Source organism: Arthrobacter sp. BE255 (assembly GCF_031457335.1).
Taxonomy (GTDB): domain Bacteria; phylum Actinomycetota; class Actinomycetes; order Actinomycetales; family Micrococcaceae; genus Arthrobacter.
In genome coordinates this window covers 241,330-268,048 of the sequence record NZ_JAVDWK010000006.1, presented here as the reverse complement: position 1 = coordinate 268,048, position 26,719 = coordinate 241,330, and the positions used below count along the sequence as shown (strand labels likewise).

Annotated in this window: 26 protein-coding genes and 1 pseudogene; 9 read left to right on the top strand and 18 right to left on the bottom strand. The window is 63.2% G+C overall.

Annotation, left to right across the window (positions count from 1 at the left end; all coding sequences use genetic code 11):
• Positions 1–150: fumarylacetoacetate hydrolase family protein (locus J2X42_RS13085; RefSeq protein ID WP_310165782.1), on the top strand; the 150-nt coding region annotated here is incomplete at its 5' end.
• Positions 150–902: a maleylpyruvate isomerase family mycothiol-dependent enzyme gene (locus J2X42_RS13080; RefSeq protein ID WP_310165773.1), complete on the top strand. Its 753-nt coding sequence runs from the start codon at positions 150–152 to the stop codon at positions 900–902. The genes J2X42_RS13085 and J2X42_RS13080, both read left to right, overlap by 1 nt.
• A gap of 332 nt (positions 903–1,234) precedes the next feature.
• Here the strand turns inward: J2X42_RS13080 and J2X42_RS13075 are convergent, their stop codons facing one another.
• From J2X42_RS13075 to J2X42_RS13055, 5 genes are all read right to left on the bottom strand, one after another.
• A complete protein-coding gene (locus J2X42_RS13075; RefSeq protein WP_310165771.1) occupies positions 1,235–2,080 on the bottom strand; it encodes an alpha/beta hydrolase in 846 nt (281 codons plus the stop codon).
• A 103-nt stretch (positions 2,081–2,183) separates the two neighbouring features.
• Positions 2,184–3,317 carry a pyridoxal phosphate-dependent aminotransferase gene (locus J2X42_RS13070; protein WP_310165769.1) on the bottom strand — a complete coding sequence of 378 codons (1,134 nt, stop codon included), beginning with the start codon at positions 3,315–3,317 and terminating at the stop codon, positions 2,184–2,186.
• A complete protein-coding gene (locus tag J2X42_RS13065; protein WP_310165767.1) occupies positions 3,314–3,928 on the bottom strand; it encodes an RraA family protein in 615 nt (204 codons plus the stop codon). Before J2X42_RS13065 ends, J2X42_RS13070 begins: the two co-directional genes overlap by 4 nt.
• On the bottom strand, positions 3,925–4,587 hold the full coding sequence (locus tag J2X42_RS13060; RefSeq protein ID WP_310165764.1) for an RraA family protein: 663 nt from the start codon (positions 4,585–4,587) through the stop codon (positions 3,925–3,927). The genes J2X42_RS13065 and J2X42_RS13060 overlap by 4 nt, the downstream gene beginning before the upstream one ends.
• Positions 4,587–5,255, bottom strand: a complete 669-nt coding sequence (locus J2X42_RS13055; RefSeq protein WP_310165762.1) for an RraA family protein — start codon at positions 5,253–5,255, stop codon at positions 4,587–4,589. The genes J2X42_RS13060 and J2X42_RS13055 overlap by 1 nt, the downstream gene beginning before the upstream one ends.
• 79 nt (positions 5,256–5,334) lie before the next feature.
• Between J2X42_RS13055 and J2X42_RS13050 the strand changes: the two genes are divergently transcribed.
• Positions 5,335–6,288 (top strand): LysR substrate-binding domain-containing protein, encoded by a 954-nt coding sequence (locus J2X42_RS13050; RefSeq protein ID WP_310165760.1) that lies wholly within the window; start codon positions 5,335–5,337, stop codon positions 6,286–6,288.
• Between the two features lie 148 nt (positions 6,289–6,436).
• Positions 6,437–7,126, top strand: a complete 690-nt coding sequence (locus tag J2X42_RS13045) for a DUF4286 family protein (protein WP_310165758.1) — start codon at positions 6,437–6,439, stop codon at positions 7,124–7,126.
• A 94-nt stretch (positions 7,127–7,220) separates the two neighbouring features.
• Here the strand turns inward: J2X42_RS13045 and J2X42_RS13040 are convergent, their stop codons facing one another.
• Genes J2X42_RS13040 through J2X42_RS13015 form a run of 6 tightly spaced genes read right to left on the bottom strand, consistent with a single transcriptional unit; the run spans position 7,221 to position 13,186 of the window.
• Positions 7,221–7,757 (bottom strand): hypothetical protein, encoded by a 537-nt coding sequence (locus J2X42_RS13040; protein WP_396134073.1) that lies wholly within the window; start codon positions 7,755–7,757, stop codon positions 7,221–7,223.
• 9 nt (positions 7,758–7,766) lie between these two features.
• On the bottom strand, positions 7,767–8,771 hold the full coding sequence (locus tag J2X42_RS13035) for a carbohydrate kinase (RefSeq protein ID WP_310165757.1): 1,005 nt from the start codon (positions 8,769–8,771) through the stop codon (positions 7,767–7,769).
• 51 nt (positions 8,772–8,822) lie between these two features.
• Positions 8,823–9,884, bottom strand: coding sequence for an NAD(P)-dependent alcohol dehydrogenase (locus J2X42_RS13030; protein ID WP_310165756.1), 1,062 nt, complete (start codon positions 9,882–9,884; stop codon positions 8,823–8,825).
• A gap of 46 nt (positions 9,885–9,930) precedes the next feature.
• On the bottom strand, positions 9,931–10,848 hold the full coding sequence (locus tag J2X42_RS13025; RefSeq protein WP_310165754.1) for a carbohydrate ABC transporter permease: 918 nt from the start codon (positions 10,846–10,848) through the stop codon (positions 9,931–9,933).
• Positions 10,845–11,813 (bottom strand): sugar ABC transporter permease, encoded by a 969-nt coding sequence (locus J2X42_RS13020; RefSeq protein ID WP_310165753.1) that lies wholly within the window; start codon positions 11,811–11,813, stop codon positions 10,845–10,847. Before J2X42_RS13020 ends, J2X42_RS13025 begins: the two co-directional genes overlap by 4 nt.
• Before the next feature lie 20 nt (positions 11,814–11,833).
• Positions 11,834–13,186 carry a sugar ABC transporter substrate-binding protein gene (locus J2X42_RS13015; RefSeq protein WP_310165751.1) on the bottom strand — a complete coding sequence of 451 codons (1,353 nt, stop codon included), beginning with the start codon at positions 13,184–13,186 and terminating at the stop codon, positions 11,834–11,836.
• Between the two features lie 276 nt (positions 13,187–13,462).
• Here J2X42_RS13015 and J2X42_RS13010 point away from each other — a divergent pair, with 276 nt between their 5' ends.
• The 3 genes and pseudogenes from J2X42_RS13010 to J2X42_RS13000 all read left to right on the top strand — a co-directional run bounded on the left by J2X42_RS13010 (position 13,463) and on the right by J2X42_RS13000 (position 15,773).
• The gene (locus J2X42_RS13010) at positions 13,463–14,425 is read left to right on the top strand and encodes an AraC family transcriptional regulator (RefSeq protein ID WP_310165749.1); all 963 of its coding nucleotides are present in this window, start codon (positions 13,463–13,465) and stop codon (positions 14,423–14,425) included.
• A pseudogene (locus J2X42_RS13005) lies at positions 14,391–14,513 on the top strand (helix-turn-helix domain-containing protein); the annotation flags it as partial. The gene J2X42_RS13010 and the pseudogene J2X42_RS13005, both read left to right, overlap by 35 nt.
• A gap of 225 nt (positions 14,514–14,738) precedes the next feature.
• Complete coding sequence (locus J2X42_RS13000) at positions 14,739–15,773, top strand: AAA family ATPase (RefSeq protein ID WP_310165747.1); 1,035 nt, start codon at positions 14,739–14,741, stop codon at positions 15,771–15,773.
• Between the two features lie 18 nt (positions 15,774–15,791).
• Here J2X42_RS13000 and J2X42_RS12995 read toward each other — a convergent pair whose 3' ends face one another.
• The 7 genes from J2X42_RS12995 to J2X42_RS12965 all read right to left on the bottom strand — a co-directional run bounded on the left by J2X42_RS12995 (position 15,792) and on the right by J2X42_RS12965 (position 22,206).
• Positions 15,792–16,115 carry a recombinase family protein gene (locus J2X42_RS12995; RefSeq protein WP_310165745.1) on the bottom strand — a complete coding sequence of 108 codons (324 nt, stop codon included), beginning with the start codon at positions 16,113–16,115 and terminating at the stop codon, positions 15,792–15,794.
• A gap of 117 nt (positions 16,116–16,232) precedes the next feature.
• A complete protein-coding gene (locus tag J2X42_RS12990; RefSeq protein ID WP_310165743.1) occupies positions 16,233–17,102 on the bottom strand; it encodes a sugar phosphate isomerase/epimerase family protein in 870 nt (289 codons plus the stop codon).
• A complete protein-coding gene (locus J2X42_RS12985; RefSeq protein ID WP_310165742.1) occupies positions 17,103–17,942 on the bottom strand; it encodes a sugar phosphate isomerase/epimerase family protein in 840 nt (279 codons plus the stop codon).
• Between the two features lie 38 nt (positions 17,943–17,980).
• Positions 17,981–18,817, bottom strand: a complete 837-nt coding sequence (locus J2X42_RS12980; protein WP_310165741.1) for a carbohydrate ABC transporter permease — start codon at positions 18,815–18,817, stop codon at positions 17,981–17,983.
• Between the two features lie 11 nt (positions 18,818–18,828).
• Positions 18,829–19,659: a sugar ABC transporter permease gene (locus J2X42_RS12975; protein ID WP_310165740.1), complete on the bottom strand. Its 831-nt coding sequence runs from the start codon at positions 19,657–19,659 to the stop codon at positions 18,829–18,831.
• Between the two features lie 101 nt (positions 19,660–19,760).
• A complete protein-coding gene (locus J2X42_RS12970; protein WP_310165738.1) occupies positions 19,761–21,131 on the bottom strand; it encodes a sugar ABC transporter substrate-binding protein in 1,371 nt (456 codons plus the stop codon).
• A gap of 25 nt (positions 21,132–21,156) precedes the next feature.
• A complete protein-coding gene (locus tag J2X42_RS12965; RefSeq protein WP_310165735.1) occupies positions 21,157–22,206 on the bottom strand; it encodes a zinc-binding dehydrogenase in 1,050 nt (349 codons plus the stop codon).
• Positions 22,207–22,743: 537 nt separating this feature from the next.
• On the opposite strand from J2X42_RS12965, the gene J2X42_RS12960 reads away from it, so the two are divergent.
• A complete protein-coding gene (locus tag J2X42_RS12960; RefSeq protein ID WP_310165734.1) occupies positions 22,744–24,018 on the top strand; it encodes an ROK family transcriptional regulator in 1,275 nt (424 codons plus the stop codon).
• A 310-nt stretch (positions 24,019–24,328) separates the two neighbouring features.
• The gene (locus tag J2X42_RS12955; protein WP_310165732.1) at positions 24,329–25,351 is read left to right on the top strand and encodes a helix-turn-helix domain-containing protein; all 1,023 of its coding nucleotides are present in this window, start codon (positions 24,329–24,331) and stop codon (positions 25,349–25,351) included.
• Positions 25,352–26,719 lie beyond the last annotated feature (1,368 nt).

The following is a 26,719-nucleotide window of genomic DNA, read 5'->3' as shown; positions in this document are numbered from 1 at the left end:
CTGAACCCGGGGGATGTGATCGCGACCGGCACCCCGGGCGGGGTGGGCCACGCGCAGGACCCCAAGCGGTACCTGCAGGACGGCCAGGTCCTGGTCACCACCATCGACGGACTCGGCACCCTGAACAACCGTGTGGTCAAGGAAGCCTGATGGCCGCCCGCACCGACCAGACCACCGACCCGGCGCTCCTGCAGTCCCTGCTGCAGGCGCGCCGGGGCACCGCGTTCTTCGCCCGCAAACTCAACGAACTCACCGACGCGGACCTGGACGGGCCCTCGCTGCTGCCGGGCTGGACCCGCCGCCACATCACCGCCCATGTCGGCTACAACGCCCGCGCGATCGCCCGGCTGATCGAATGGGCGGCCACCGGTATCGAAACACCCATGTACTCCTCCCCCGAAGCCCGCAACCAGGAAATCAACTTCGGCGCCACCCTCTCCCCGATCGCGCTCCGGCACCTCTTCGACCACTCCGCCGTGCACCTCAACGTCGAATGGCGCGACCTCCCCGCCGACGCCTGGCACCACAAAGTCAAAACAGCCCAGGGCCGCACCGTCCCGGCGGAGGAAACAGTCTGGATGCGCACCCGCGAAGTCTGGATCCACGCCATCGACCTCGACAACGGCGCCACTTTCAGCGATATCCCGGCCCCCGTCCTGGAACGCCTGCTCAAGGACGTAACCGGCGCCTGGCACGCCCGCGGCACGGACATCGGGCTGCTCGTCAAAGTCACGGGCACCGACCCGGCGCTCGGCGACACCAACGCCGCAAACCAAACAACCATCACCGGACCCCTGCCCGCCCTCGTCCAATGGGCCACCGGCCGCGGGACCACCGGCGTCACCGCCGCCCGGGACAACCAGGTACTGGAACAGGTGCCGGCCGCCCCGAAATGGATTTGAGCCGAGCCCGCAAATACAAAGCCGGCTGAGCCTGGCTAGCCTTCGTCGCAGAGCAGGTGGTACCAGCTGTCGGCTGGCACCTCGAGCGCGTGGTCACGGTTGGGCTCGAAGTTTCGTCGAAGGACAACGAATTCCACCCCGCGCCGTCCGGGCAGTCGGCAATTCACTGATGCCAAAGTACAAGGCCGGCCTCCGGGCCCGCCTTGTGCTCATCGGATACGCGCCTTGATGGACAGTCGTGAGCGTCAGGCAGCCATCATTGCTGAGACGGACCGCCGCGCCCGCTGCTCTGGCGCTATGGTGCCGACGGAGCTGTGGTGCCGACGGAGTGGTCAGGCGCGGGCGGTCTGCGTGGCGGGTGAGAAGTCATTGGCCCGTGCCTGGAAGTCGGCGATCCTGAGCCACATTTCCGGGGCGTTGGAGTACATGGGGAAGTGGCCGCTGTTCGGTATCTCGGCGAGTTCCACGCCATGTGCTGCAAGCTGGGGAAGGTAGCTGAGGGTCTTGTTCTGCTCGCCGTACATGAACATCCGTGGGAACGGCAGGGCCAGGAACTTCTTCATCAGGTCTGCGTTGTCGGACAGGTCCACCATGGATTCGAAGATGCCTCGGACCGCTCCGGCCCGCACTTTGTAGCGGACGCTTGTGGCGTACAGCGGGCTCGAATAGAAGGGGGCGGCCCAGTTCCGGGCAATGAAGTCCTCCTGGAACTGGTCCGGGTCCTCGTGCGGGTGAAGGAAGATCTGGCGGCTGAGGAAGCAGTCTTCGGGTGCGACATTTCCTTCGATGTCGGTGAAGCTGGCCACCCGTTCGGGTTCCTGGTGAGCGAGCATGAGCGAGGTCAGTCCGCCCATTGAATGCCCCACGAGGTCGAACCGGTCGATGCCTTGCGCGGCCAATGCGGCCAATGCCGTCCGAACAAGGAACGGGATGGAGATCCTGTCCAGCTCGGAGCACTCGGACTCGCCGCAGCCCGGGGCGTCGTAAGCGAATAACGGCCTGCCGGCGAAAGCCGGATGCAGCGCAGCGTCAGCGTAGTCTTCCTTGGTGGAACCGAAGCCGTGCAGGAACACGATGGGAAGACCCGCGCCGTCCCTGCTGAAACAGGAAAGCCGCACGTCCGTGCCGTCGATAGTCAGCGGCATCCAGCGCCTGGTCAGCGTGTTGGTGATGGTCAAGGCTACTTCCTTCAAATTATGGTGTTTCGCGGATCAAGGCCCGGCGGGCCGTCCAGCCCAAAGTATCGGTGCTCGTGCGTAGGGCCTGTTTTGGGCCGGCGCTTCACACCAGGTCCTTCAGCGTTGAGGCGAAGCGGGCGAGGCCTTCCTTCAGGCTTTCGACGTCGGTGGCGAAGGAGATGCGGATGTGGCCTTCGCCGGAGGGGCCGAACTCGCTGCCGGACCGGACCAGGACCCCGGCCTCGGCAAAACGCGCCGCCATCTCGTCAGAGGTCAGGGATGAGTTGATTTTGGGGAAGGCGTAGAAGGCACCTTGGGGCGGAAGCATTTCGACCGCGGGTAGTCCGGACAGGAGGTCGAGGACGATGTCCCGCCGTTGCTGGTAGGAGGCGGCGGCCTGGAGGTCTGCGTCGGGGATTTCCAGTGCGGTCAGGGCGGCGTCCTGGATGAAGGTGCTCAGTGGCCCGTTGATGGTGCGGTGGATGGTGTTGATCCTGTTGGCCAGTTCCACCGGTGCGACCACGTGGCCCAGGCGCCAGCCGGTCATGGCGTAGGTTTTGGAGAACGTGCTGCAGCAGATGACCTGGCCCCGGGCGCGGGCCAGCGTCAGGGCCGAGGTGAAGGTACCGCCGTCGAAGGTGATGTCTGCGTAGGCTTCGTCGGCCAGGAGCAGCAGGTTGGGGGTGTCCTGGAGGAGCTGTTCGAGCCGGTGCAGGTCGGTGTCAGGGTAGACGCGGCCGGTGGGGTTTCCGGGGTTGCACAGGACGATCATCCGGGCGTCCGCCGCCTGTTGATGGAGGGTGTCCAGGTCCAGGGAGCCGTCGGCGAGGTTGGGGACCCAGATGACTTCGGCCCCGATCATGGCTGCGTGGTCGGCGTAGAGGGAGTAGGTCGGTTCCGGGATCAGGATCCTGTCCCCGGGGTTGATCAGGGCGAGCATGGTCGCTGCGAGTCCCGCGCTGCCGCCGTGGGTGAGCACGATCTCCTCCGCGGAAGTGGGGCGGGCGTACTTGGCGGAGGTGTGCTGCGCGATGGCGTGCTGCAGCTCGGGCGAGCCGGCCATCGGTGCGTAGCGGGTCCGGCCCGAGGTTAAGGCGTTCACGGCTGCTTCGACGATGGCTGTAGGGGTGCCGGAGTCCGGTTCGCCCATGGCCAGGGAAATGGCCCCGGGCTTGCCGGCGCCCAGGGTTTTGGGCCGGCGGCTGCTGCTGATGATCCGTTCCACGGCGATGCTCATGCCCTCCAGTTCCCTTCAGCGCGCAGGTTGTAGAGCTCGAGGCTGGTTTTGCCGGCGCGGATGTCGGCGATGATCCGGTGTTCGTCGGCGACGCGCTGGTCGGCGCGGCTGATGATGGCGTTGGCGGAGTCCTGGGGCAGGACGACGACGCCGTCGGCGTCGCCGACGACCAGGTCGCCGGTGTGGACCACGACGCCGCCAACGCGGACCGGAGAGCCCAGGTCGCCGGGGTAGTCCTTGACGGTCCCGACGACGGTGACGTGCCGGGCGAAAACGGGGAAGTTCATGGCTGCCATTTCTTCGGAGTCGCGGACACCGCCGTCGACGACGAGCCCGGCGATGCCGCGGTGCTGCGCGGCGACGGCGAGCACTTCGCCCCAATGGCCGTGGGCGGCACCTTGGAGGTCGACGACCAGGACGCTGCCCGCGGGTGCGGCGAGGACGGCGTTGTGGAGGGCGAGGTTGTCCCCGCCGATGCCGCGGACGGTGTACGCCGGGCCGGCGACTTTGGCTCCGAGCCAGGCTGCGCGCAGGCCGGGGTCGCAGGCGCACGGCAGTTTGGCGGCTTCATACAGGGTGGCTGCGGAGTGTCCTCCGGCTGCGTTGGTCATGATTTCCTCGTCTGCAGGTCGTGGTAGCCGAGGTCGGCGCGGGCCTGGACCAGGGTTGATCCGGCCTTCACCGCCTCGATGATGCGGGCTTCGATATCTTCGATGCGTTCGGCGATCCCGGCGATCTCTTCGGCGCGGGCTGCGGGGACGGCGAGGGCGCCGTCGGCGTCTCCGCAGATGATGTCCAGCGGGGAAATTTCGACGTCGTTGATGGTCACCGGGGTGTTGATCGCGACGAGCCGGACGCGGTCCTTGCCGGTGCGCATGAACCGGCCGCGGCTGAACAGCGGGTAGTCCTGGCGCAGGGCCGCGTTCAGGTCGCGGCAGACGCCGTTGATGACTGTTCCGCCGATGCCGCGGGCTGCGGCGATTTCGGTCATGATGCCGCCCCAGACGGTGACGTCGGTGCGGGCCTGGTTGTCGATGAGCACGACGGCGCCGGGCGGGACGTCGTCCAGGAAGTCACCGACGCTGCCGCGTTCGGAGCCGGCCGGTTCGTACTGGACGGTGAAGGCGGGCCCGCCGATGCGGAAGTCGTAGGTCAGCGGGGCCAGGCCGTGCAGGGTGCCGTGGATGCCGAGGGAATCCATGGCGTCGGAAATGGAGGCTGTGGGGATCGCCTTCAGGCGGGCGGCGATGTCGGAGGTGGTGGTGGTCATCAGTGTTCCTCGGTGGTTCCGGCCAGGCGCGCGTCGCGCATGGCTTCATGGAGTGCGACGCCGGCGCGCAGGTCCGCGGCGATGCCGCGTTCCCGTTCCGCCACGGCCTGGGCCTTTTCCAGGACTTCTTCGGCGTGGGCGCGGGGCACGACGACGACGCCGGTTTCGTCAGCGAACACCACATCCCCCGGGGTGACGGTGACGTTGCCGAGCCGGACGGGTTCGCCGGTGGATTTCTGCTGCAGCCGGCCGCGCGCGGTGGCCGGGATCCGTCCCTTGGCGAAAACGGGGAAGCCCATCTCGCGGGCTTCGTTCACGTCGCGGCAGGCGCCGTCGGCCACCACACCGCGGACCCCGTTCAGGGCCGCGCCCAGGCTCAGGAGCCCGCCCCAGCAGGAGACATCGGTCCGGCCCTCATTGTTCACCACGATCACGTTCTCATCGGACGCAGCGGCGACCGCGGCAGAGCCGATGTGCGCACCGGACGGTCCGGGGACGTACGGCTCAAGCTGGACCGTGACAGCAAAACCGACAATTTTCGGGTGGCCCCAGACCGGCAGGAAACCGGCCTGGCCCGGCTGGAGCTCCAGGGCGTCCAGGGCGTCCGAAACGGCCGCGGAATCAAGCTCCGCGTACCCGGCAAGCAGGGAGGTGTTTGAAAGGGTCATGCCCCAAGTACACCTGACACCGTTGATAGAGTGAAGGTCTAATCAGGTATAGCTGGAAGACGAAAGGCGACTAGATCCAGTGGTGGAAGTAAGGCAGGCCCGGTACTTCATCGCCGTGGCCGAAGAACTGAACTTCAGCCGCGCAGCGGACAGACTCAAAATGTCCCAGCCACCCCTAAGCCAGGCCATCCTGCAACTGGAACGCCAGCTGGGCCTCACACTGTTGAACAGGTCAAGCCGCAGCGTGCTGCTCACTGACGCCGGGCAGCTGTTCCTGGAGCAATGCAGACTGCTCGTGGGAGCATCCGAACGTGCCCGCGAAATCGCGGCCCTCGCCACCGGCGGCCTGGCCGGGACGCTGCGCATAGGCGCCGTCACCTCGGCGTTCACCGAAACATTGCCCCTGATCCTGCACCGCTTCCGCGCATCCCGGCCGCTCGTGGAACTGCAGGTCCGGGAAATCGACTCCCACCACGGGCGCGACGCGCTGGAGCGACGGGAACTGGACGTAGCCATCATCCGTCAAACCGCCACGGGCCGGCGCCTCAAATCGGTGCCCCTGCGCCGGGACCACTTCGTCGTCGCCATGCCCCAACACCACCCACTCGCGGACGGCGAGGGACCTGTCAGCCTCGCAGACTTCCGTGACGAGCCATGGGTGTGGCTGCCACGGCACATCTCCCCGGACTACCACGACGAACTGGTGGCCGCCTGCCGCCAGGCAGGCTTCAGCCCGGAAGCCCAGCACTACGCCAACTCCATCAACTCCCAACTGGCCATGGTCCAATGCGGCCTCGGAGTCACCCTCGCCCCCGAATCCTCCGCCCGGCAGCAGCCCCCCGGCCTCGCCTGGCGGGAACTGCGCAAACGCGTCGACCTCGTAGAACTCTCCGTCGTGGTCCGCGCAGGAGGCCACGAACCCCTCGTCGAACACTTCATCGCGTGCTCCCGGCCTGAGGGCGACGCCGACACGATCGGGCCCCGGGGTCCAGCCCAGGCGCCCGAGATCTCCGGCCGCGTCCCCCGCGTGTAGCGGGTGGCGGAGGCTTTGCGATCATCCACCCACGCCAGCCCCTGCAAATACTGGGCTCCCGCGGAAAGATGCGGGATCCAGCCCGATCCGACCGACGTACGACCCGGTACGACGACCAAAACTGTTGACAGTGTCAATAGCCCAAAAAATGGCAGCAGACTACGATCTCCCCGCTGACTGGCTCACCTCAAACAGAAACACACTTGTCGTACGCAAACACCCAACCGATCCGCGCACGACGGCTTCGCCCATGACACAGGCAGGCTCGCCCCGCACGCGCGTGGATCGGGGCGATCGGCTTCCTCTTCCTCGCTCCGGCATCACCACTGGCGGCTCCCCCGTCTCCCCTGGCGAGCGGTTCAACGGCGCGTTCGCACTTGGTCTCGTCGCCGCCTTCATTCCGCGACGCGATGTGCGCAGCGAACACCTTGCCCCGGATGTGCACCCGCACGCCCGCTCTCCGGCCCCCCTACAGAAAGCGACCATCATGACCGGTTCAACGAATTCACCCCGCGAGATCCTGATTGCGCTAGTAAACGCCGTGGACGGCAAGGATGCCGAGTTCAACGAGTGGTACTCCGACACACACATCCCTGAGGTGGTTGCCCTACCAGGGTTCGTCAGCGCGCAGCGCTATGAATATGCCAGCGACGCGCCGACCCCCTACCGGTACGCCACGGTGTACGAGATCGAAGGTTCCGCAGCAGAAGCGCAGACCGTCCTGTTCGGCGCGGGACTAGGCGGCACCGAAACGCAGGATCTGCTGCAGATGTTCTTCGGCGCATTCGCCCCCATAGGCGGTCCACATAGCAATAACCCACGCGCGCTCGATGGATAATTTGAGCCGAACCGCCCCGCAAAGGTCACCGAAACCAGCTCAGGACGCGAAAAAATAGGCCACATTCACGACTTCCTAAAGCCTGGGAACTATCTCAGCCTGCGTGTGGGCTCAGAAATCCTGACCGGTGTCGTCGACGCAGTGATGCCTGATAAGTCGTGGTTTTGGATCTGGGCTGACGGCGGCATGGGCCGACGCATGATTGACGCCGGTGGAAGTTGTATCCACCTTCGGTGACGGTAAGCGAGACGATACGGATGGCAGGCGAGGCCATCTTCTCAATTACTGCTTCAGGATTGTCCGGGGCGAAGAGGTAGCTGGTGATGGAGCCAATGATCCTGGCCTGCCTGGTCCCGTCCGCATGCTTCACAGTAAGGGTGTAATGGCAGTCCTGGCTGTCCATTACTTTCTTCATGTGGGCGTGACTGGGCAGGACCCCGACGCCGCAGATGGCCCAGTCATGGGCTTTTCCGGCATTCATGAGCCGGTCCAGGTACATGGCCTGGTGGGCGCGGTGGAAGCCGCCTACTCCGAAGTGGACGATGCCCTCTGTCAGCCGTGACCTGTTGTACGCAGGTTGGCTGACCGGACCGGGAACGCTGGGCAGGCTGTAGTTGCTCAGGGTTGGCATGATGTGTGTCTATCCTTCGAGGATGGACGATGGGATTGTCAGCGGGCCGAGGTCGCCCAGTTCCGGGGGGTTCGCCCCCGGTCGGGAGCAAGTGATGCCGGCTGCTGTGTTGGCGTAGCGGGCTAAGGCATGGAGCTGGTCCTGAGTAAGCGCCTGGAGGCGCTTCCGGGCTGCTGCGCCGAGTGCGTCCAACTGCATGAGCCCGGAGATCAGCGCGGCCATAAAGGAGTCTCCTGCTCCGACAGTGTCTGCCACAGTGACCGTTTCACCCGGAATGGAAACTCTCCCGGACCGGTTGAGGAGGACGGGGCCGCTGGCCCCGCGCGTCAATGCCACCAGGGCAGGCCCCAGAGCCAACCATGCGTTCATCGAATCCTCCAGAGTCCTGTCAGGGTATAGCCAGCGCAGGTCTTCATCACTGGCTTTAACGATGTCGCTGGAGGCAACGAAGTCCTCTGCCTGTTTCCGGGCAGCTGCTTTGTCCGGGCTGATTGCCGGCCTGCAGTTGGGGTCAAAGCTGATGGTGGCCTGATGCTTGGCGCCTTCAATCAGGCCCATCACCGATTTACTCCCCGGCGGCAGAACCGTGGCGATCGAGCCGGTGTGGACGTGCATGGAACTTTCTGCTGCTGCCAGGGCGGGGATGGAGGCTGCGTTAATGTCCCAGCTGATACCGAAGGTGTACCGGGCGGCTCCTGTGTCATCCAAAGTCGCCACCGCTGTTGAGGTGGGGTGGGAACCACCGACGATAGTTTCGACACCGTTGCCCTCCAGGTGCGTGGCGATCAATTGGCCGTAGGGGTCCTCGGCGAAGTGCGTGACGAGTTTGGTCTGAAGGCCCAGCCGGGCGCAGCCGACGGCCACGTTCAGGGGGCTGCCGCCCGGGTGTGTCTCGGGTGCGGTGTTCCCCTGCCGGGGATCTTCGATGATGTCGACGAGTGATTCGCCGATGACAGTGATCCGGGCTTTGCTGCCGGAAATTCCTGGTTGGGGACCGGTACCTTGTGTTGACATGGCTGCTTCCTCGCAGGTCAGATTTGGATGGTGCTTTGGGTGCTGCGGGGTTCAGCGGCCCGGGTAGACCACGGCCTTGAGCTGGCCGGCCTGTTTGCCCGCTTTGAGGGCCTCTTCGGACTCAGCCAGGGCGAACCTGCCGGTTACCAGGATGTCCAGGTCCACTTTCCCGTCAGCGATGAGCTGGATGGCCAGCGGCCAGGTGTTCGTGTACCGGAAGACGCCGGACAGCCAGATCTCCCGGTTCTGGATGAAGGAGACGGGGAGTTCGACGTCGTCCGCCCCCAACCCAACGAGGATGACCCGCCCGGCCGGACCCACGGCCTTGATCCCGGAACGGACCGCCTGCGGTGCGCCGGACGCGTCAATGAACGCATCGACGTCGAGCCCTTCCGCACTGTCCGTCCTGGCGTTGAGCGCGTGCGTGGCGCCGTGCTCCAAAGCGAATGCCAGCCGGTCTTCGGCGATGTCCGAGATGTAGATTTCGGTGGCACCGAACGCACGTGCCGCCTGGGCGGCGATGATGCCGATCGGCCCGGCTCCCGCGATCAGCACCCTGCTGCCCGGCTTGATTTCCGCGCGTTCGCAGGCCCAGAGGCCCACGGAGAGCGGTTCGATGAGGGCGGCCGCCTCGTCACTGACGCTGTCCGGGATGTCGTAGGCGAAGTCGGACTGGATGGTCACGTATTCGGCGAACGCACCGTCCACAGGCGGGGTGGCGTAGAACTCGATGTCCGGGCAGAGGTTGTAGCGGCCGGCCTTGCATTGCTTGCACGTGCGGCAGGGACGCTGGGGTTCGACGGCGACCCGATTGCCGACACGGGCAGGGTCAACGGCGCTTCCGACGGCGGCGATCCGGCCGGAGAGTTCGTGGCCCAAGACCAGCGGGTGGTCCACCACGTACGGGCCGATCCGGCCGTGCTCGTAGTAGTGGACGTCGCTGCCGCAGACGCCGACGGCGGCCACCTGAACCAGGACCTGGTCGGCGTCGAGCTGCGGGAGCGGCAGGGTTTCCATGGCCATGTCGCCCTGGCGCTTCAGGACCGAGGCGCGCATGGTGGGGGGCAGCTCCGGGTGTGCCAGCGTGTGGGTCTGTGCGGTGGGTGTTGTCATCGAAGTGTTCCTTTGGAGTGTGCGGAGGGCCGGTTGCTTGACGGCGCTATTTCACGGCGCCCAGGGAGAGGCCCTGGACGAGTTTGTCCTGGGCGGCGAAGCCGGCGAACAGCACTGGCAGGGAGATCACGACGGCGGCCGCGCACACCTTGGCGAGGAAGAGGCCCTGGCCTGAGACGAAGCCGGTCAGGAATACCGGGGCAGTGCCTGCCACCACGCCGGTCAGGACCCGGGCCAGGAGCAGTTCGTTCCAGCTGAAAATAAAGCAGATCAGGGCGGTCGCGGCGATGCCTGGCATGGCCACGGGGGCAATGATCTTGCGGAGGGTCAGGAGGAGGTTGGCGCCGTCGATCTGGGCGGCTTCCAGCATTTCAACCGGCACCTCGGCGAGGAAGGACCGCATCATCCACACCGCGATGGGGAGGTTCATGGACGTGTACATCAGGATCAGGAACCAGATGTTGTCCAGGGCTCCGACGGTCCTGGCGAACAGGTACAGCGGCAGGATGGCCGCCACCACCGGCATCATCTTGGTGGAGAGGAAGAAGAACATCACGTCGGTCCACTTCTTCACCGGCCGGATGGACAGGGCATAGGCTGCGGGGATGGCCAGGACCAGGACGAGGACCGTGGACAGGACCGAGGCGGTGGCGGAGTTGATCAGGGACGGCCAGGGGCTGACGCCGGACGTTTCGCCGAAGAACTCCCGGTACGCGTCCAGGGTCAGGTTCGCGGCGATCGACGGCGGGTTTGTTGCCGCGTCCGTTTCGGAGTGGAAGGACGTCAGGATCATCCACACGACGGGGGCTGCGAACAGCAGGGCGAGCAGCCAGGCCGCGAGGCCCGCGGCGGTGTTGTTGCGGGTGGGGTCCATCCGGGACTTGCCGCGCCGGAGTGATCCGGCGGTCGATGTGGAGCGGGCGGGTGCTGCCTTGCGGGGTGCGGCGGGGGTGAGGGTGCTCATCGTGCTGCCTCCTTCTTGAAGAGTGAAAAGACGGTGCGGAGGGCGAAGGTGGCCACGATGATGGTGCCGATGACCACCACGACGCCGGCGGCGGATGCCAGGCCGTATTCGTTGGCGAAGTAGAACGTCTGGTAGATGGCATAGGGCAGGTTGGCCGTGCCCAGTCCGCCGGCGGTGAGGGTGAAGACGGCGTCGAAGTTCTGGACGATGTAGATGGCGCCCAGGAGCCCGCCGAGTTCCAGGTACTGGCGCAGGTGCGGCAGGGTCAGGTGGCGGAAGATGGCCCAAGGCGTGGCGCCGTCCATCTGTGCTGCTTCAACGGTGTCCATGGGGCGGGACTGCAGGCCGGCCAGCAGGATGAGCATCATGAACGGGGTCCACTGCCAGACCAGCGAGACGATCACGGCCATCATCGGTGCCTGGGACAGCAGGTCCAGCTGGGGCGCCGTGGCACTGCCAAAGAGGGACCAGATCCAGGTCAGGATGCCGTTGATCAGCCCGTAGGTGGGGTTAAGCAGGGCGTGCTTCCAGATGAGGGCGGCTGCGACGGGGACCACGAGGAAGGGTGCGATCAGCAGCGTGCGTGCCAGGCCGCGGCCAATGAACTTCTTGTCCAGCAGCAGTGCCAGTCCCAGGCCGATGAGCAGGCTGGCCAGGACCACGGAGACGGTGAGTAGGATGGTGGTGAAGATTGCCTGGCGAAGGTCCGGGTCCGTGAGGACCGTGGCGTAGTTCTCGAAACCGGCGAAGGCGGTCTTGTCCGGGCTCAGGCTGTTCCAGTTCAGGAACGAGATGATCAGGGTCACCACAAACGGAAGCTGGGTGACGATGATGAGGAAGACCAGGGCCGGGAGCAGCGGTGCGCGGCGGGCCCAGGCCAGGGCGCGTTCGCGCGACCGGCTGTCTCGTGAGGGTGTGGCTGCATTGCGTCCCGGGCGGGAGATGCGCGCCGTTGCGGTAGTCATGATGTTCTCCTGCGGTTCGGTTAGGGCTGCTTGTACTTGTCGGCGACTTTTTGGGCGGCTGCCTGCCCCTTGGCCAGCGCGTCGGCCACGGTGCCCTGGCCTGCGATGGCGGAGCTGACACTCTGGGAGACGTTGGTGCCCAGTGCGGCGAATTCGGGGATGCCCACAAACTGGATTCCGACAGCGGGACGCTCCTGCGCGCCGGGGTTCTTCGGATCGGCGTTCTCAATGGCGAAGCGTTCGGCCTCGAAGAACGGCGCCGCCTTCTGGAATTCAGCGTTCTCGTACGTGGAGATCCGCTTTCCGGAAGGGACCTTCGCCCAGCCCAGCTCGGACGCGACGAGTTCTTCATAGTCCTTTGAACTGGCCCAGGCGATGAACTTTTCTGCAGCGTCCTGCTTCTTGGACGCGGCCTGCATGGCCCAGGACCAGGTCCACAGCCAGCCGGAGGACTTGGTTTCCTTCACGGGGGCCTGGGCGTAGCCGATCTTCCCCTTCACGGGTGAGGCGTCTGCTTCCAGCGCGCCTGCGGCCGAGGTGGCGTCGTACCACATGGCCACTTTGCTCTGGCTCATGTTGTTCAGGCACTCGGTGAAGCCGGCCTGCGCGGCGCCAGCTTCACCGTGCTCGCGGACCAGTTTGGTGTAAAACTCGGTAGCCGCGGTGAACTCCGGGGAATTGACCTGCGCGTTCCAGTCCTTGTCGAACCAGGTCCCGCCGAAGGTGTTCACCACGGTGGTCAGCGGCGCGAAGACCTGGCCCCAGCCCGGCTGGCCGCGGAGGCAGATGCCTTTCATGCCCGGGGCCGCGCCGTCGGCCTTTGCCGCGATATCGGCCACCTCGTCCCAGGTGGGCTTCGCCGGCATGGTCAGGCCCTTGGCTTCCAGGATGTCCTTGCGGTACATCAGGAACGAGGACTCGCCGTAGAACGGTTCGCCGTAAAGCTTGCCGTCCTCCCCGGTCAGGGACGCCGTGTAGGCGGGCAGGATGTCGTCCTGGTCAAAGCCGGGGTCCCCGGCCACGTCGTCCAGCGGCGCGAGCCAGCCGTTCGCGGAGTAGAACGGGATCTCGTAGTTGGACAGCGACGCGACGTCGTACTGGCCGGCCTGGCTGGAGAACTCCTGGCTGATCTTGGCCCGGACATCGTTCTCCGGCAGGATCGTGTAGTTGACCTGGATGCCGGTTTCCTTGGTGAAGTGATCCGCAGTGAGCCGCTGCAGGTCCTCCATCTGCGGGTTGTTCACCATCAGGACATTGATACTGTTCGGGTTTCCCGCGGAATTGCCTCCGCCGGCACCTGCACAGGCCGAGGCACTCAGCGCGACGCACAAAGCGCCGGCGGCCAGGGTCGCTGCACGCATTTTTGGGCGCATTAAGGACTCCTTTGTTCTTCAAGGGTGCACAGTCCCGGCACGTCGACTGCTGCGTCGATGGGCCGGACCGGGGCGGGGCGAGTGACCGGGAATTCCGGTGCGCCCCTCTGGTGTTCCTCAAGATTAGGCCCGTGGGACGGGGCACAACTAGCGCCCTGGTTGCCAATTTCTGATACTTATTTTCCGTATCGGTCCTGGGCGGTACGCGCTAATCTGGGGGAAGGCTGCTTACGGGCCGTCCAGATTTCATAACCCCCCGATCCACGGAGAAACACCATGACAGCCGCCGACACAGCCGCCGACACAGCCGACGGAGCAACGGCCAGGCTGGCCGAACGGCTGCTCGGGATGCGTGCCAACAGGGAAGTGATCCCGCCGGATCCCAACCATTCGGTGCGGTGGGTTGAGCACAGCTACCCCAGCCCGGTGGCCCGCTGGAATTACCACCCCGAGTACGAGATCCACCTGATCCGCAAGGGCACCGGAAAGTTCATCGTCGGAGACCACATCGGCACGTTCGAAGCCGGCCACGTGTCCCTTGTCGGTTCGGGGCTGCCGCACGACTGGGTCAGCGACCTGGAGCCCGGCGAAGTGCTGGAGAACCGGGATGCCGTGATCCAGTTCGACGGAAATTGGGTCGAACAGACCGCCTCCCTCGTCCCCGAGCTGACCGAAGTGAAGCCCCTGCTGGAGCAGTCGGCCCGGGGAATTGAGTTCCTGGGCGAGTCAGCGGTGGAGGCGGCCGGCGCCATCGAGGCGATGGGCACGGCCACAGGGCTGGAGCGGCTCCAGCACCTGTTTGCCCTGTTCGGGATCCTGACGCGGGCACCCCAGGAGGAACGGCGCTACCTTGCCGAGGAATGGTTCCGGCCGCAGCTCGACGGCCAGGCCGCCGCCGTCGTCGACCTCGTCCTGGAGTATGTGTTCAGCAACCACGCCGGCAGCGTTTCGATGGCCGAGGCCGCCGCGCTGGTGGGAATGCCGGAACCGACGTTTTCGAAGTACTTCAAACGGGCCACAGGACAGAACTTCAGCGACCTGGTCCGCAAGCTCCGGCTGGCGCACGCCCGACGCCTGCTCGAGAGCACCGACAAACCCATCTCCGAGATCTGCTACGAGGTGGGCTTCTCCAACCTGTCCAACTTCAACCGGCACTTTCTCAACGACGCGGGAGAAACCCCGCGGCATTACCGCCAACGCACGGGAACGGGCAGCCGACCTGATCCAGCGCGCCGATAGCGGAGGTTCAAAAGCCGTCCTTGCCCGTGACTACGGGATCAGCCCGGAGACCGTCTACCAGTATTTGCGCCACGCGAAGCTGGGGTGAAGCACTCCCCCGCCGCGCGCCCGTAATGCCGGATCTCAAGCGGCGATTACTGACAAACGTGGATATCGGCCTTTAGCCAAGCGGGGAAGAGCCTGCAAAATTTCGCTGCGTGATGGCAGCGTGCCGACCCGCAGCTTCTTCCTCGTCTTGGGTGCCATAGTCAGCACCGAAAGCACGGCCAGGCCAGCCCCACCCCGATCGGGCATCGAGTACTACAGTGGATGCATGGCTCCCAGCCGCCATCCGCTCGAGGACCTGCGCGAAACCATCGGCCATCTGGCCGATCAGCTCAAGCTGCCCGGTTCGGAGCGCGTCGATGACCTGGTTGGCGATCTCATCGGTGCCAGGCCCGGCCCGGCCCGGCCGCTATCCGAGGTGCAGGCCGAGCTCGACGCGCTGGTCGGACTGGAGACCGTAAAGGAACAAGTGCGGGCCCTCGTCGCACTGCTCCAGGTCCAGGCCCGCCGTAAGGCGCACGGCCTGCCGGAGGTGGCCACATCACAGCATCTGGTGTTCCTCGGAAACCCCGGCACGGGCAAGACCACCGTGGCCCGGCTCCTGGCCGAGATGTACCGCGCGGTCGGACTGCTGCAGAAAGGCCACCTGGTCGAGGTCGACCGTTCGGGCCTCGTGGGGCAGTACGTCGGCGCGACCGCCATCAAGACAGACCGGGTGATCCGGCGTGCCCTGGATGGAGTCCTGTTCATCGACGAGGCCTACGCACTGGCCCCGGAGGACGGCCGAATGGACTTCGGCCCCGAGGCGATCGAGATCCTGCTCAAGCGCATGGAGGACCACCGCCACCGCCTGGTCGTGATCGTGGCCGGGTACCCGCGGCTGATGGAGTCCTTCTTACTCTCGAACCCCGGACTGCGCTCCCGGTTCGCCCGCGAGATCACGTTCCCCGACTACTCCGTTGACGCACTCCAGACGATCTTCCACCAGATGCTGGCCCAGCACGAGTACACACTGGAGCCAGGCGCAGACCAGATGCTGCGCCGCATCCTCGCCGGGCTCCACGCGGGCGAGGACTCCGGCAACGCACGGTTCGCCCGCACGCTGTTCGAACAGGCCCTCAACCGCCAGGCACTGCGGCTCTCCCTCGACGGGGAACAAAGTCTCGACGCGCTCGATCGCGAAGCCGTCATGACACTCACCGCGGACGACATCGTCAAGGCCGCGCTGGCCCTGGGCGAAGAGCCGGAACCGGAACCAACGCCGGAACCGGAGAAGCCACGCTGGTGGCGCTGGCTTCTCTGACCGGATCTGCGGCTACAGTCAGGCAATGGCCCTTCCCGCCCCCGAGCGGGAAAAAACACAACCATTCCCCTGCATCCAGCCGGAAGGCAGCTTTCCCACCCACCCCAAGGTTGCCCGCCGCGCAGCGGATGGATTGCGGGAGGAAATAAGCGCAGCGCCGACACAAGGAACCCACCGCGCAGCCGTCCGCAGGACCGTTGAAGCGGTAGAGCGGGTACCAGCGTTGACCCATTCAAGGATCAGCTCGAGCTCATACTCGGCGAGGATGGCCAGCATGTTCAGCATCAGCGGGCCGTCGGGGTCGCCGCGTCGATGCTCGAACGCGAAATCATCTCCGAACACACCATCGCTCCCCTGGCCTGGCCGGCACCGGCGGACGATCTGGCTGAGGCTATCGACGGGTTTCTTGACCGCTGGAGCTGACTATGCCCTCGCCGATGATCCCTGCGGCCATTGCTGTCATCGCTCGGACCGTTCTCTCAGCATGGTTTTGACAAAAGCCAAACCGTGTTCCGAGAGGCTTTCCATCGATGGCGCCACGGGACGCCACAGGGAGACGGCTCGGGCGATCTCCTTCACTGTGGGCAGGAATGACTCGACCACAATCTGACCTGAGTAATTGATGTCCTTCAGCGAATCGAAAAAACTGTCCCAAGGGACGTGGCCCGATCCAGGGGTACCCCTGTCATTTTCTGACACCTGCACGTGGAAGATCCGCGATCCGGCCCGCCGGACCGCATCGGCGATGTCTTTTTCTTCGATGTTCATGTGGAACGTGTCGACAAGAAGTCCGACGTTTTGCCTGCCAATGTCATCGCACAGGTTCAGCCCCTGCTCGATGGTGTTGACCATGTCCGTTTCGAAGCGGTTGAGCGGCTCGATGGCGAGACGCACTCCGCGGTCGCCGGCGTAGTCGGCCACAGCGCGGAGGCTTTCCACGGCGTTTTGCCACCGGGCCTGGCGCTCACCGGGCTCCAAGAGCTCCGCCCGGCCCGTCGCCGAGAACATGGGCCCGGCAACATGGGGGGAACCGACTACTGCTGCTACGTCAACGCAGCCGCGAAGGTAGGCCATGCCGTTCTCACGTCGGCGGGGATCGGGATCCGACACGTCGCGGTCCGGGCCAAACGCGCCGCAGATTCCGACGGCAGTCCCTGTCCTCTGGGATTCGTGGACGAGCCATTCTGACGTGATCCTCTGCGGGTCTTCGATACACACTTCAATGACGTCATAGCCGAGCTCCGCCACGCGGTCGAAGGCCCACGCGTCCTCAAAGGAGAAGGGCGAGGCGAGGATGAAGGTGCTGAGCCCAATGGGATTGGCCGGCATTTACAGACCTCCCAACCGACGTTCAATCGCCTGCGTGTGCTGGATTGCCGCTGTTGTGTATTCGTCTTTGAACTCCGGCGCTCCGCCACCGCTCAGCACTCCCCAAACGTCTCCTGCTGCGGGCAGCAGCTCATAGGAGATCCAGCCCTTGTAGCCGGCGTCGACGATGGCCTGGATGATGGGTTCAAAGTCCAAGTGCCCGTATCCTGGAGCGGCCCGGTTGCTGTCGGCGAGGTGCACGTGCGCCAAGCGATTTCCGGCTTTGCGGATGGACTCCGCGATGTCCCGTTCTTCAATGGACATGTGGAAGGTGTCGACCATGTAACCGATATGGGGGCTGCCAACTTCGTCCAAGAACTGCAGAGCCTGTTCGGTCCGGTTGATGAGGTACGTCTCGTAGCGGTTCCACGGCTCGAGGGCCAGGCGCACGCCGTTCTCCCCGGCATATGCCGCGAGTTCGCCCGCGGCGTCAACGGCCCAAGCCCATTCTTGTTTGATGTCTGCTTCCGGCACGATCTTCATGCACGCTGTGGGGGTGAACGTTACGACTTCCGCACCCAGCCTTGCCGCGTAATCGATGTTTCCCCTGACGTACTTGATGGCGTTCGCGCGGACCTCCGGGGACGAACTGACGATGTCACGTTCCGGCGTGTAGATGCTGACGATTGACGAGGCAGCTACCTGGTGCTGGTTGAGGGCAGAACGGAGAGCAGCTTCGTCCTGTTGTTCTGGTTCTCCGACCAGTTCGACACCGCTATAGCCAGCTTTGGCGATGCGCTCAATGCCGGTCTCGATGGCTTCGCCGCCGTAGACAAGGGTGTTGTACGTGTAACGGAACATGATTGATCTGCCTTTCAAGCTGGGTATAGAGGGGGGCGTTATTTGACCGCGCCGAGGGAGAGACCGCGGACGAGGTATTTCTGGGCAGCCAAGGCCGCCAGCCATACCGGCACCGCAACTACGGTGCCCGCCGCCATGATCAAGGTCCACTCCGTCCCCACGGGGGTCACATACTGGGTCAGGGCCACGGTGACGGTTTGGCTGCCGGCGTTGGACAGGACGCTTGCAAAGAGAAACTCGTTCCACGAAAAGACGAAGCACAGCAGCGCGGTTGAGGCGACGCCTGGCATGGCCAATGGAAGGACCATCCGGAAAAAGATCACGATGTTGCCCAGGCCGTCGATAGCCCCCGCTTCCTCGATTTCCTTGGGAACGTCTTCGTAGAAGCCGCGCAGCAGCCAGACAGCCAGCGGCAAATTCATGAAGACGTGAAGAATAATGATGGAGAGCAGCGAACCGTTCAGGCCGATCGTCCGCATGACCAGGAACAGCGGGATGATGGTCACGATGGGAGGAACGATACGCAGGGACAAGATTGTTCCCGCGATCTGGTCCCGGCCCCTGAACTCGTATCGGGCCAGTGGGTACGCGATGCCTGAGGCGAGCAAGATCGCCACGATAGAGGAAATCACTGATACCTGCAGGCTGTTTATTAACGCATAGGTGAGCCTGGTACCGCCAAGCACTTCAGCGAAGTTCTCGAGGGTCGGTGTGAAGAACCACTGGATTTCTCCGGAGAATGCCTGGTTTCCGGTCTTAAAGGCCGTCGTGACCATCCACAGGACTGGGGCGATGAAGAGAAACGTGCAGATGACGGCGACGGCAGCTCGCACTCCCACATTCCAGTTGATGTTGCGGCGTTTCGCTACGGACATGACTGAACCCTTCAAGAGCGTGCGACCATTCGCCGGATGAGCGAATTGACGGCTAGTAGAACGAGCAGGAGCAGCAGCCACGAGAACGCGGCAGCATACGAGATATTAAAGGCGCGGAACCCCACGTTGTAGATCTGCCAGGACATGGTCGAAGTTGCATCGACCGGTCCGCCACGGGTCGTCATGTAGACGATGTCGTAGACACGGAATGAGTCAATGAGCCGCAGGAGCACGCCGACAAGGATCGGGTAGCGCAGGAGCGGAAGGAACTGATGCCAGATGATGCGGGGCCACGAAGCGCCGTCGATTTTGGATGCCTCGATGACCTCCTCGGGGAGGCCCTGCATCGCGGCGAGAAGGATGAGGAACAGGAACGGGGACCACTGCCAAACATCAATAGCTATCAGCGTTGGCAGCGCCAGGTCGACGTTCCCAAGGAATTCCGTGGTTGGAAGACCGATGCTGCGCATAAGTTGATTGACGATCCCGTACGTAGGTTCAAGGCTGAAGCGGGCTAGCAGGCCCACCACCACCGGCGCGCAGAGCATGGGCATCATGACCAAGGCCCGGAGCAACTTGTCCCCCGGAAAGCCGCGGAAAAAGAGGAGAGCCAACCCAAAGGCGAGAACGACCTCTATGAGAACCGAGAAGAACACAAACACCAGGGTCACGCGAACCGAGTTCCAGAACAGGCCGTCGGTCAGCAGACCGACAAAGTTGTCCACGCCGGCGAAGCGAGCGGCTTCACCGCTCGACAGATTCCAGCGCATGAAGGAGACGACGAGAGAATAGAGCGTGGGGTAAAGGGAGATCGCGGCCAAAAAGAGCAGGCCGGGAGACATCGCGAGGTAGCGTCCGAGCTTCTTGGGCCTGCGCCCCCCGGGAGTCCCGGAAGGCCGTGCGGCCTTCCGGGACACCCGAGACTCTTTGATTGATGTAGTCATTACTGCGAGAGGTTCTTGTCTATGGCTTCGTTGGCGCGCGAGAGGCCATCTTGTGCACCGCGCTGGCCCAGCGAAATGGCGCTGAGTTCGGTACTCAGGGCCGTTTCCCACGTTTCTTCGCCGGGGAAGAACGGCCTGGGCTGTGCCGTCTTCATGGCCTCCAGAGTCACGGGCAAACGCCGGAACCGGGCCGCTCCGTTGCCTTCGAGCTTCTGCTCAGTCAGCGTCGGATCGGAGTAGCTGGAGACTCGCACGGGGTCGCCGCCGCCATTGGTTGCCTGCAGGACGTCGTTCTTCTTCGACTCGAGCCAAACAGCGAACTTCGTGGCTTCATCGGTGTTCTTCGAGTACTTGGACACCGAGATCACCCATTCTGCAAGATGAGCCGAACTGAGCCCGGTCGGGCCGGTCGGAATCGTCGTCATCTGCCAGTCCCCGACGGTCTTGGACGCGGATGGGTTGTCGGTGGCGAACTGGCCCCAGGACCACTGGATGGCGGTGGCGATCGAACCCTGCTGGGCCGCTGTGGTAACGCTGTCGTACGTGAAGTCGTTGGCTCCCGCCGGCATGTACTTCATCATCTCGGACCACCGCTCGGTGGCCCCAATGCACTCAGGCGTCGTCAATGTCGATTTTGTGAAGTCGGCGTTGAACGGCTTGCAGCCGAAGGAATAGGCGAAGCTCAGCCACGTATGCACGTTGCCAAAGCCTTTGGCGGCCTGGGCGGCCCAGCCCGAAAGGTTCTGGCCCTTGAAGGTCTTGCCGTTGAAGAACTTAACCTGGGTCAGCCACTCGTCCATCGTCTTCGGTACAGCTAACGCGTTCCCGGTTTCCGCCTGGTACTGGTCTTTCATCGTCTGGTCGCCATAGAGTGCGCCGTTATACCAAAGCGTCGCCGGGTGGACCGTCTGCGGAATTCCCAGGAGCTTGTTATCCCAAGTGGCGACCTTGAGGCTCAACGGCAGAAAGTCCTCTTTGTCCTGGAGGGCATCGTCCAGGGGAACCAGATGCCCGCCCTTACCGAATTCCGGGATCCAGTTGTAGTCAACGTTGAAGATGTCGTAGCTGGAGTCCTGTCCAGCGAACAGGGTGGCCATCTTTTCGTGGATCGCATCACGACCCACGAGCTCGACGTTCACTTTGACCCCGGTCTCCTTCTCATACTCGGGAGCGAGTTTCTCCTGGACAACCTTGCCCCAGTCGGCAGGGAGGAAAATGGCATTCAGCGTCTTCTTGCCTGAGTCGTTCTGGGGTGCGCCGGCAGCGCAGCCGCTCAACGCAACCGCCGCAGCGGTAATCACGCCGAGAGCCCCGATTCGCAGCTTTGCGCTTCGTTTCTGGCTAGCTTTCATGTTGTTCTCTTTCTTCATCGAAATAGGACGGTTGGTAGGAGAGTTAAGAGGGGATAGGGCTCATTTGGATGTGGACCTTAACAATCGATTTGTCCGTCTCCAGGCCGCGGATGGCCTCGATGGCTTCGCTAAGCGGTCGGACGGAGTCAACAATCAGCGCCGGGTCGAATCGCCCTGAAGCGAGAAGCTCTATGGCCCGGGGCCAAGTGTCGTAGGTGCCCGCGTACGAGCCAACGATGGTGAGCTCTTTGGAATAGATATCGAAGGGCCGCAGAGACATGGAGGCCGTTTGAGGTGCCGCACCGTAGGCAAGCACCCGGCCACCGCGGCGCACGAGGGAAATCGCCGCTTCGTAGGTGGGGATGGAGCCGACGGCTTCGATGACCACGTCGGGCCCCACACCGTCGGTCATGCAGGCGACCTCGTCGGCGAAGCCGCTGTCGAAAGGGCTAAGAACGTTGTCGGCACCGAGTCGTTGGGCAACTTCTCGACGGTCCGGATCCGGTTCCGAGACGATCACATTGCTTGCCCCGCCGAGTTTGGCCAAGGCAATGTGAGCAAGCCCCATCGGGCCGCCCCCGATGATGAGTACGCGCTCACCGGACTTGATCCCGATCCGGTCCTGGCCATGAATTGCGCAGGCAAGCGGTTCAACGTATGCCGCCGCGTCCAAGCTCAGGGATTGCGGCAGAACGTAAACGTTTGACACAGGTACGACGACGTATTCCGCGAGTCCGCCCGAGGAATGGACTCCGAGTTGCGAGACCCCCGGGCAGAAGAGTTTTTGGCTCCGTCGGCAGAAAAAACATTGGCCACAAGCGATATTGATGTCGACGACCACGTTGTCATGCACCGCCAGAGAACCGGTGTTTGAACCGAGGGCTGCAATGGTTCCAGAAAATTCATGCCCCAGGGTCAGCGGCAGGTTGGGCGCGGGGAATGTGCCTTTGGCGATGTGCAGGTCGGTGCCGCAAATTCCGCTACGCCAAACCTTGACCAGGACTTCACCGGACCGAGGCTCGGGTATAGGAACTTCGTCAAGTCGGAGGTCTCCCGGCGCATGAAGTCGCACAGCTGTCATTGTGTTTGCCATAGGAATTTCTTTCTCGTTTCGCCTGGGGGACGGTATCTGCTGCTGGCTCTCGGATAGCCTCACGAGAGGTGGTCGGTAAAGTCGGTCATGTCGTCCTCGACGACGACTGGGTGGTCGCCTCTACGACGGCCGAGCAGTTGCGCGGGCGGCACTGGCGTGGCTGAATGATGCGCAGCCGGTATTTCCGCTTTGGCTGCCGACCGGCTCTGCTAGGAACCTGAGCCATAAAGTCGGCATCGACGGACCGACCCGTGCTGGAAGGGGCTACCTTGACTCCGTCGAATTCCATGCCGAAACAGTGACACGGACCAGCGGGCTTTCGTCAGCCAATCAACAAAAGTCTGCACCTTTTGACGCTCCTGGGCATGGAATGCACGCCAAAGCTGCACTTTTTGACGCAATGGCATCCACGAGTGGACGGGAGTGAGTGGGCACCTTGACACTGAGTGGAGATGAAGACCCATCGGGTCCTGTGAGCCTGATGTGAAAAGACTCACTCTCATCATTCCCTTTGTTTGAGACCCGAAATGGAGAGACATGGACGATGGCGGCCCCGGCGAACTTTTGCGTATCCTGCGGGACCGACGCCCGCGAACCAGGGCAGACCTTGCCCGGATAACGGGCTTGGGTCGGGCTGCCATCAGTTCTCGCCTCGAGCCGCTCCTGGAACTCGGGCTAGTCGTGCCCGTGTCGGATGCGGCTTCCACCGGGGGCCGCCCCTCGGCGCGCCTAGCCTTCAACCCCGGTGCCAGAGTGGCCGCTGCGGCCGACGTCGGAGCCACACACGCGACGATGGCTCTCACTGACCTGTCGGGAAGGGTACTCGTGGAAACCACTGAACGACTGGAGATTTCCTGCGGACCGGAAGTTGTTCTGGACTGGCTAACAATGACGCTGACGGGTCATTTGAAAGCGATGAAGCTTCAGGCGAGGGACATCATCGCTTTCGGCATCGGCCTACCCGGTCCTGTTGAACACTCCACCGGAAAGCCCACCAGCCCGCCGATCATGCCGGGATGGGACGGATTCGATGTTCCCGCTTACGTTCGGCAGACCTTAGACGTACCCGTACTCGTCGATAACGATGTCAATCTCATGGCCCTCGGCGAGCGGGCGACACGCTGGCCCAATGAAGACAACATGCTCTTCCTTAAAATCGCCACCGGTATCGGCTCGGGGGTGATCAGTGGAGGCATATTGCAGCGAGGCGCTGCAGGAGTCGCTGGAGATGTCGGCCATATTGCTGTTTCCAGAGGGGCAGGAATTCAATGCCGCTGTGGCAAGACTGCCTGCCTGGAAGCCATTGCAGGCGCTCCGGCCGTCGCCGCACGACTCCGCGAGAACGGACTCGAGGCCATCACCGCAAATGACGTCGTCGCGCTCGTCCGTTCCGGCGATTTAGCTGCCATTCAAGCCGTCCGACAGGCCGGCCGCGACATCGGAGAAATGCTCAACATGTGCGTGAGCTTCATCAACCCCTCCCTCATTGTCGTGGGCGGATCACTTGCACAGTCCGGTGAACATCTGATCGCCGGAATACGCGAAACGGTCTATTCACGCTCAACGCCGCTGGCAACCCAGCACCTGAATATCACGCAATCCGAAACCGGTCCGGAAGCTGGCGTGGTGGGGGCCAGCATCTTGGCCGTCGAGCACGTCCTCGCCCCTCACCGAGTCAACGACCTCGCAATCAGGCTGCATTCCGGTGGGCACGCAGATACTCACGGTCTTCAGAAAGTGGAGCACGTCGCCCGGACGTCCCACCCGCTCCCTGACGTGCTGGACCAGCAAATGCAGGACACATTTCCTTGACCGCGTCTCCAACTGAAGATGCGTAAGACAGCCACGCCAAGGGCGCAAAGCGACGGATTGGGTCATTTCTCCCAGTATCCACCGTATTCCAGGGCATGCTCACGCAGGGCCAGGCGGCGGCGCTAACACTCGTCGGGTGGTGTGCCGCTACCAAACTCACCAACGCCCCAATCAATGGGAGATAGAAGTAAACTGGCCTTAACAGCTGAGGTCCTTTCGGCCAGCCTTATGAGCCACCGCAACCGCTTCCTCAGGCGCCGCGGCAACTCCCAAGTCCGCCGTAATGGTTCAGCTGGTGAAGGAGGATGGCATGCCTCAATCTGGTAACGGGGACAGCGGCCGTCTGCGACGATATACAGTGCAGGAGGGGCTGAACCCCGAACAAAGGTTCGAACATTGGCGGGTGTGGTACGGCAGCGCCGTCGAAACCCCAATGCGGCTGGAAAAAGCGGTAAACAAGACTCCTGTGTCATTCAATCCGTCAGCCATTAATCTCGCGGGGCCGGGCTTCAGCCTCATAGAAATGCACAACGCCCCCGCATTGGGCGCGTGGGCGCCGAATCCTGACGCCGCGGACCTGCGTCTGGCCTACTTCCGCAAAGCGCCGGGGCTAACGCTCACTCTCAACGGTGTTCCTGAACCAGTATCACCAGGCTCCGTCAGGTTTATCGATACCTCGCTGGGCGGAAGTTTTGATGCGCCCGAAGGTTTTCACGCCTTACAGCTTAACATCGACCGCAGCAGCCTTAGAGTGAGCGAGGCCCAACTGCGCTCCCTACTTCGACTGCCTGACTTGGCAAAACACCCAATTGTGGGCACTTTCGTGGTCCCTGCGCTGATGAGTTGGAAGAGGCCGGGCATCGACCGGGCAGCAGCGGGTACCGCAGACATCTTCCGATCCGTGATGGCAACCCTGGTGGGCTCCCTGCTCGAAACGCCGGTCAGCGATGAGCTGCAGAAACCGGCCATAGGCCGGGCGGTGAAGAAATACCTTGAAGCCAGTTATGACGACCCTGATCTGGATGTGGCAATGGTCGCTGAGAGGTTCAACCTGTCCCGTCGTTCCCTGTTCTACTTTTTCGAGAACGAAGAACTCCGCCTGGGTGAGCGCATACGCGCTTTGAGAACGCGCAGAGCGCTGGAGCTACTCCTGCAGGCCGACGCTCAAAAGATAACTTACTCAGAAATTGCGGCATCGTGCGGATTCACCAACATGCAAAGCATGCGCCGTGCGGTGAAAGAGTTTACCGGGATGAATGTAAGGGAGATTCATCGATCCGAAAGCGACGTTCGCGTTGCCCTGCAACAACTGCGCGAGTCACTGAACCCCTAACCCCTGACCGTGCTGAATAGTAATCTTCCCCAGCACTCGTCAGACGCGCGTTCGACGTATCGGCTAAGTCATGTCCAACTTTGACCATGTCGCAGCACTGCCTTATGACAGGCATACCAGCAGCCGCATACCAACAGCCGCTTGGGAGACAAGGCAGCAACACACATGGCGGTGAGACTTTCAAGGACCGTTGGTGTTTCATTGAGCAGGTCTTGCAACCCGCGGCGTGCGCGGCTGGTGTCCCTTGCAGCGGAGCGGACAACAGCTTGAACTAACCCCAAACTGACATTAGGGACGTTGCTGAAGGTCGTCAGAATTGAGTCCAGATTTTTCTTTTCTGACATTGTCCTGGGGATGTCAGCGCTGGTCGAAGAATGAGCCATTTCGCGGGCAGCGTTTCTTGGAGGGGCGCCCCCGAACTTTCTTGATCCTTTCATGCCCGCTCATTGCAACTCGGGGGCGGCTTACGGCATTGGATATGACAACGAGCCGCTTCCTCCGGTGCCACCGATGGAATGGCCCTTGTCTCCGGTCAACATCCTTCAGCTCTCGCCTTGCGGAACTTACTCCGTTCTCCCACTTACCCGCGCTGATCCACCCTCCGTTACCGGTCATCCACGCCAGCCGGCTCATGGGCCTTCGAAGAGCAGACTCAGAGATGCATACACATGGACCGCCCGGCCGAGTTAGGCCACACATGACAGGCCAACTAAGCCAGGACAGCCCGCAAGAAAGTTAGGATCTCACACACCTGGACTTTGTCCACGGATCCGACGCCCCAGGCGCAAATTCACCAAAGGCGTTCCCGCTGAACCCGGCACGCCCAACGACGCCAAAGATAAAAACCGCAAAATCATGTCGCCTGAAACGGATAACTTCATGCCGTAGTGAAGGCAGAACCATGAGGGAGGGACCAAAATGCCGGTCCAAACACCGCCCGTGCACACCCCCATGTCGTCCACAATTCTTGGCCATGAATTTGTGAGGGCTGCGCCAAAAAGGGCCTGGCAGCTCTGCTCAAACTAACGTGTTGGTCGAGTTGTGACCCGATGTAGCGACGGCTGAACTTCCCCTGTCGCCCGTAGTTACCCTAACGGCACGGTCAACAGCCTGGCAGTTGACCCTGGGGACTAGTACTCGATTTCAAACTCCGTGACTAATTTTACGAGTCGATTCCGAACTTGGCGTGGTATCCCTCACGGCCACCAGCGGGCAGTCCTACCCGCCGTCAGCGAGCATTTTCGTGGCCGCCTGTAGGCAATTCTTCATGTTTGCTAGCAACAATCCGCCGAGGGGGGTGGTCGGTTTCCGGCTCCCATCCGCGATCGGCGCGGATTCGAGCTTGGGAAGCCCTGCCGGGTCATTCCA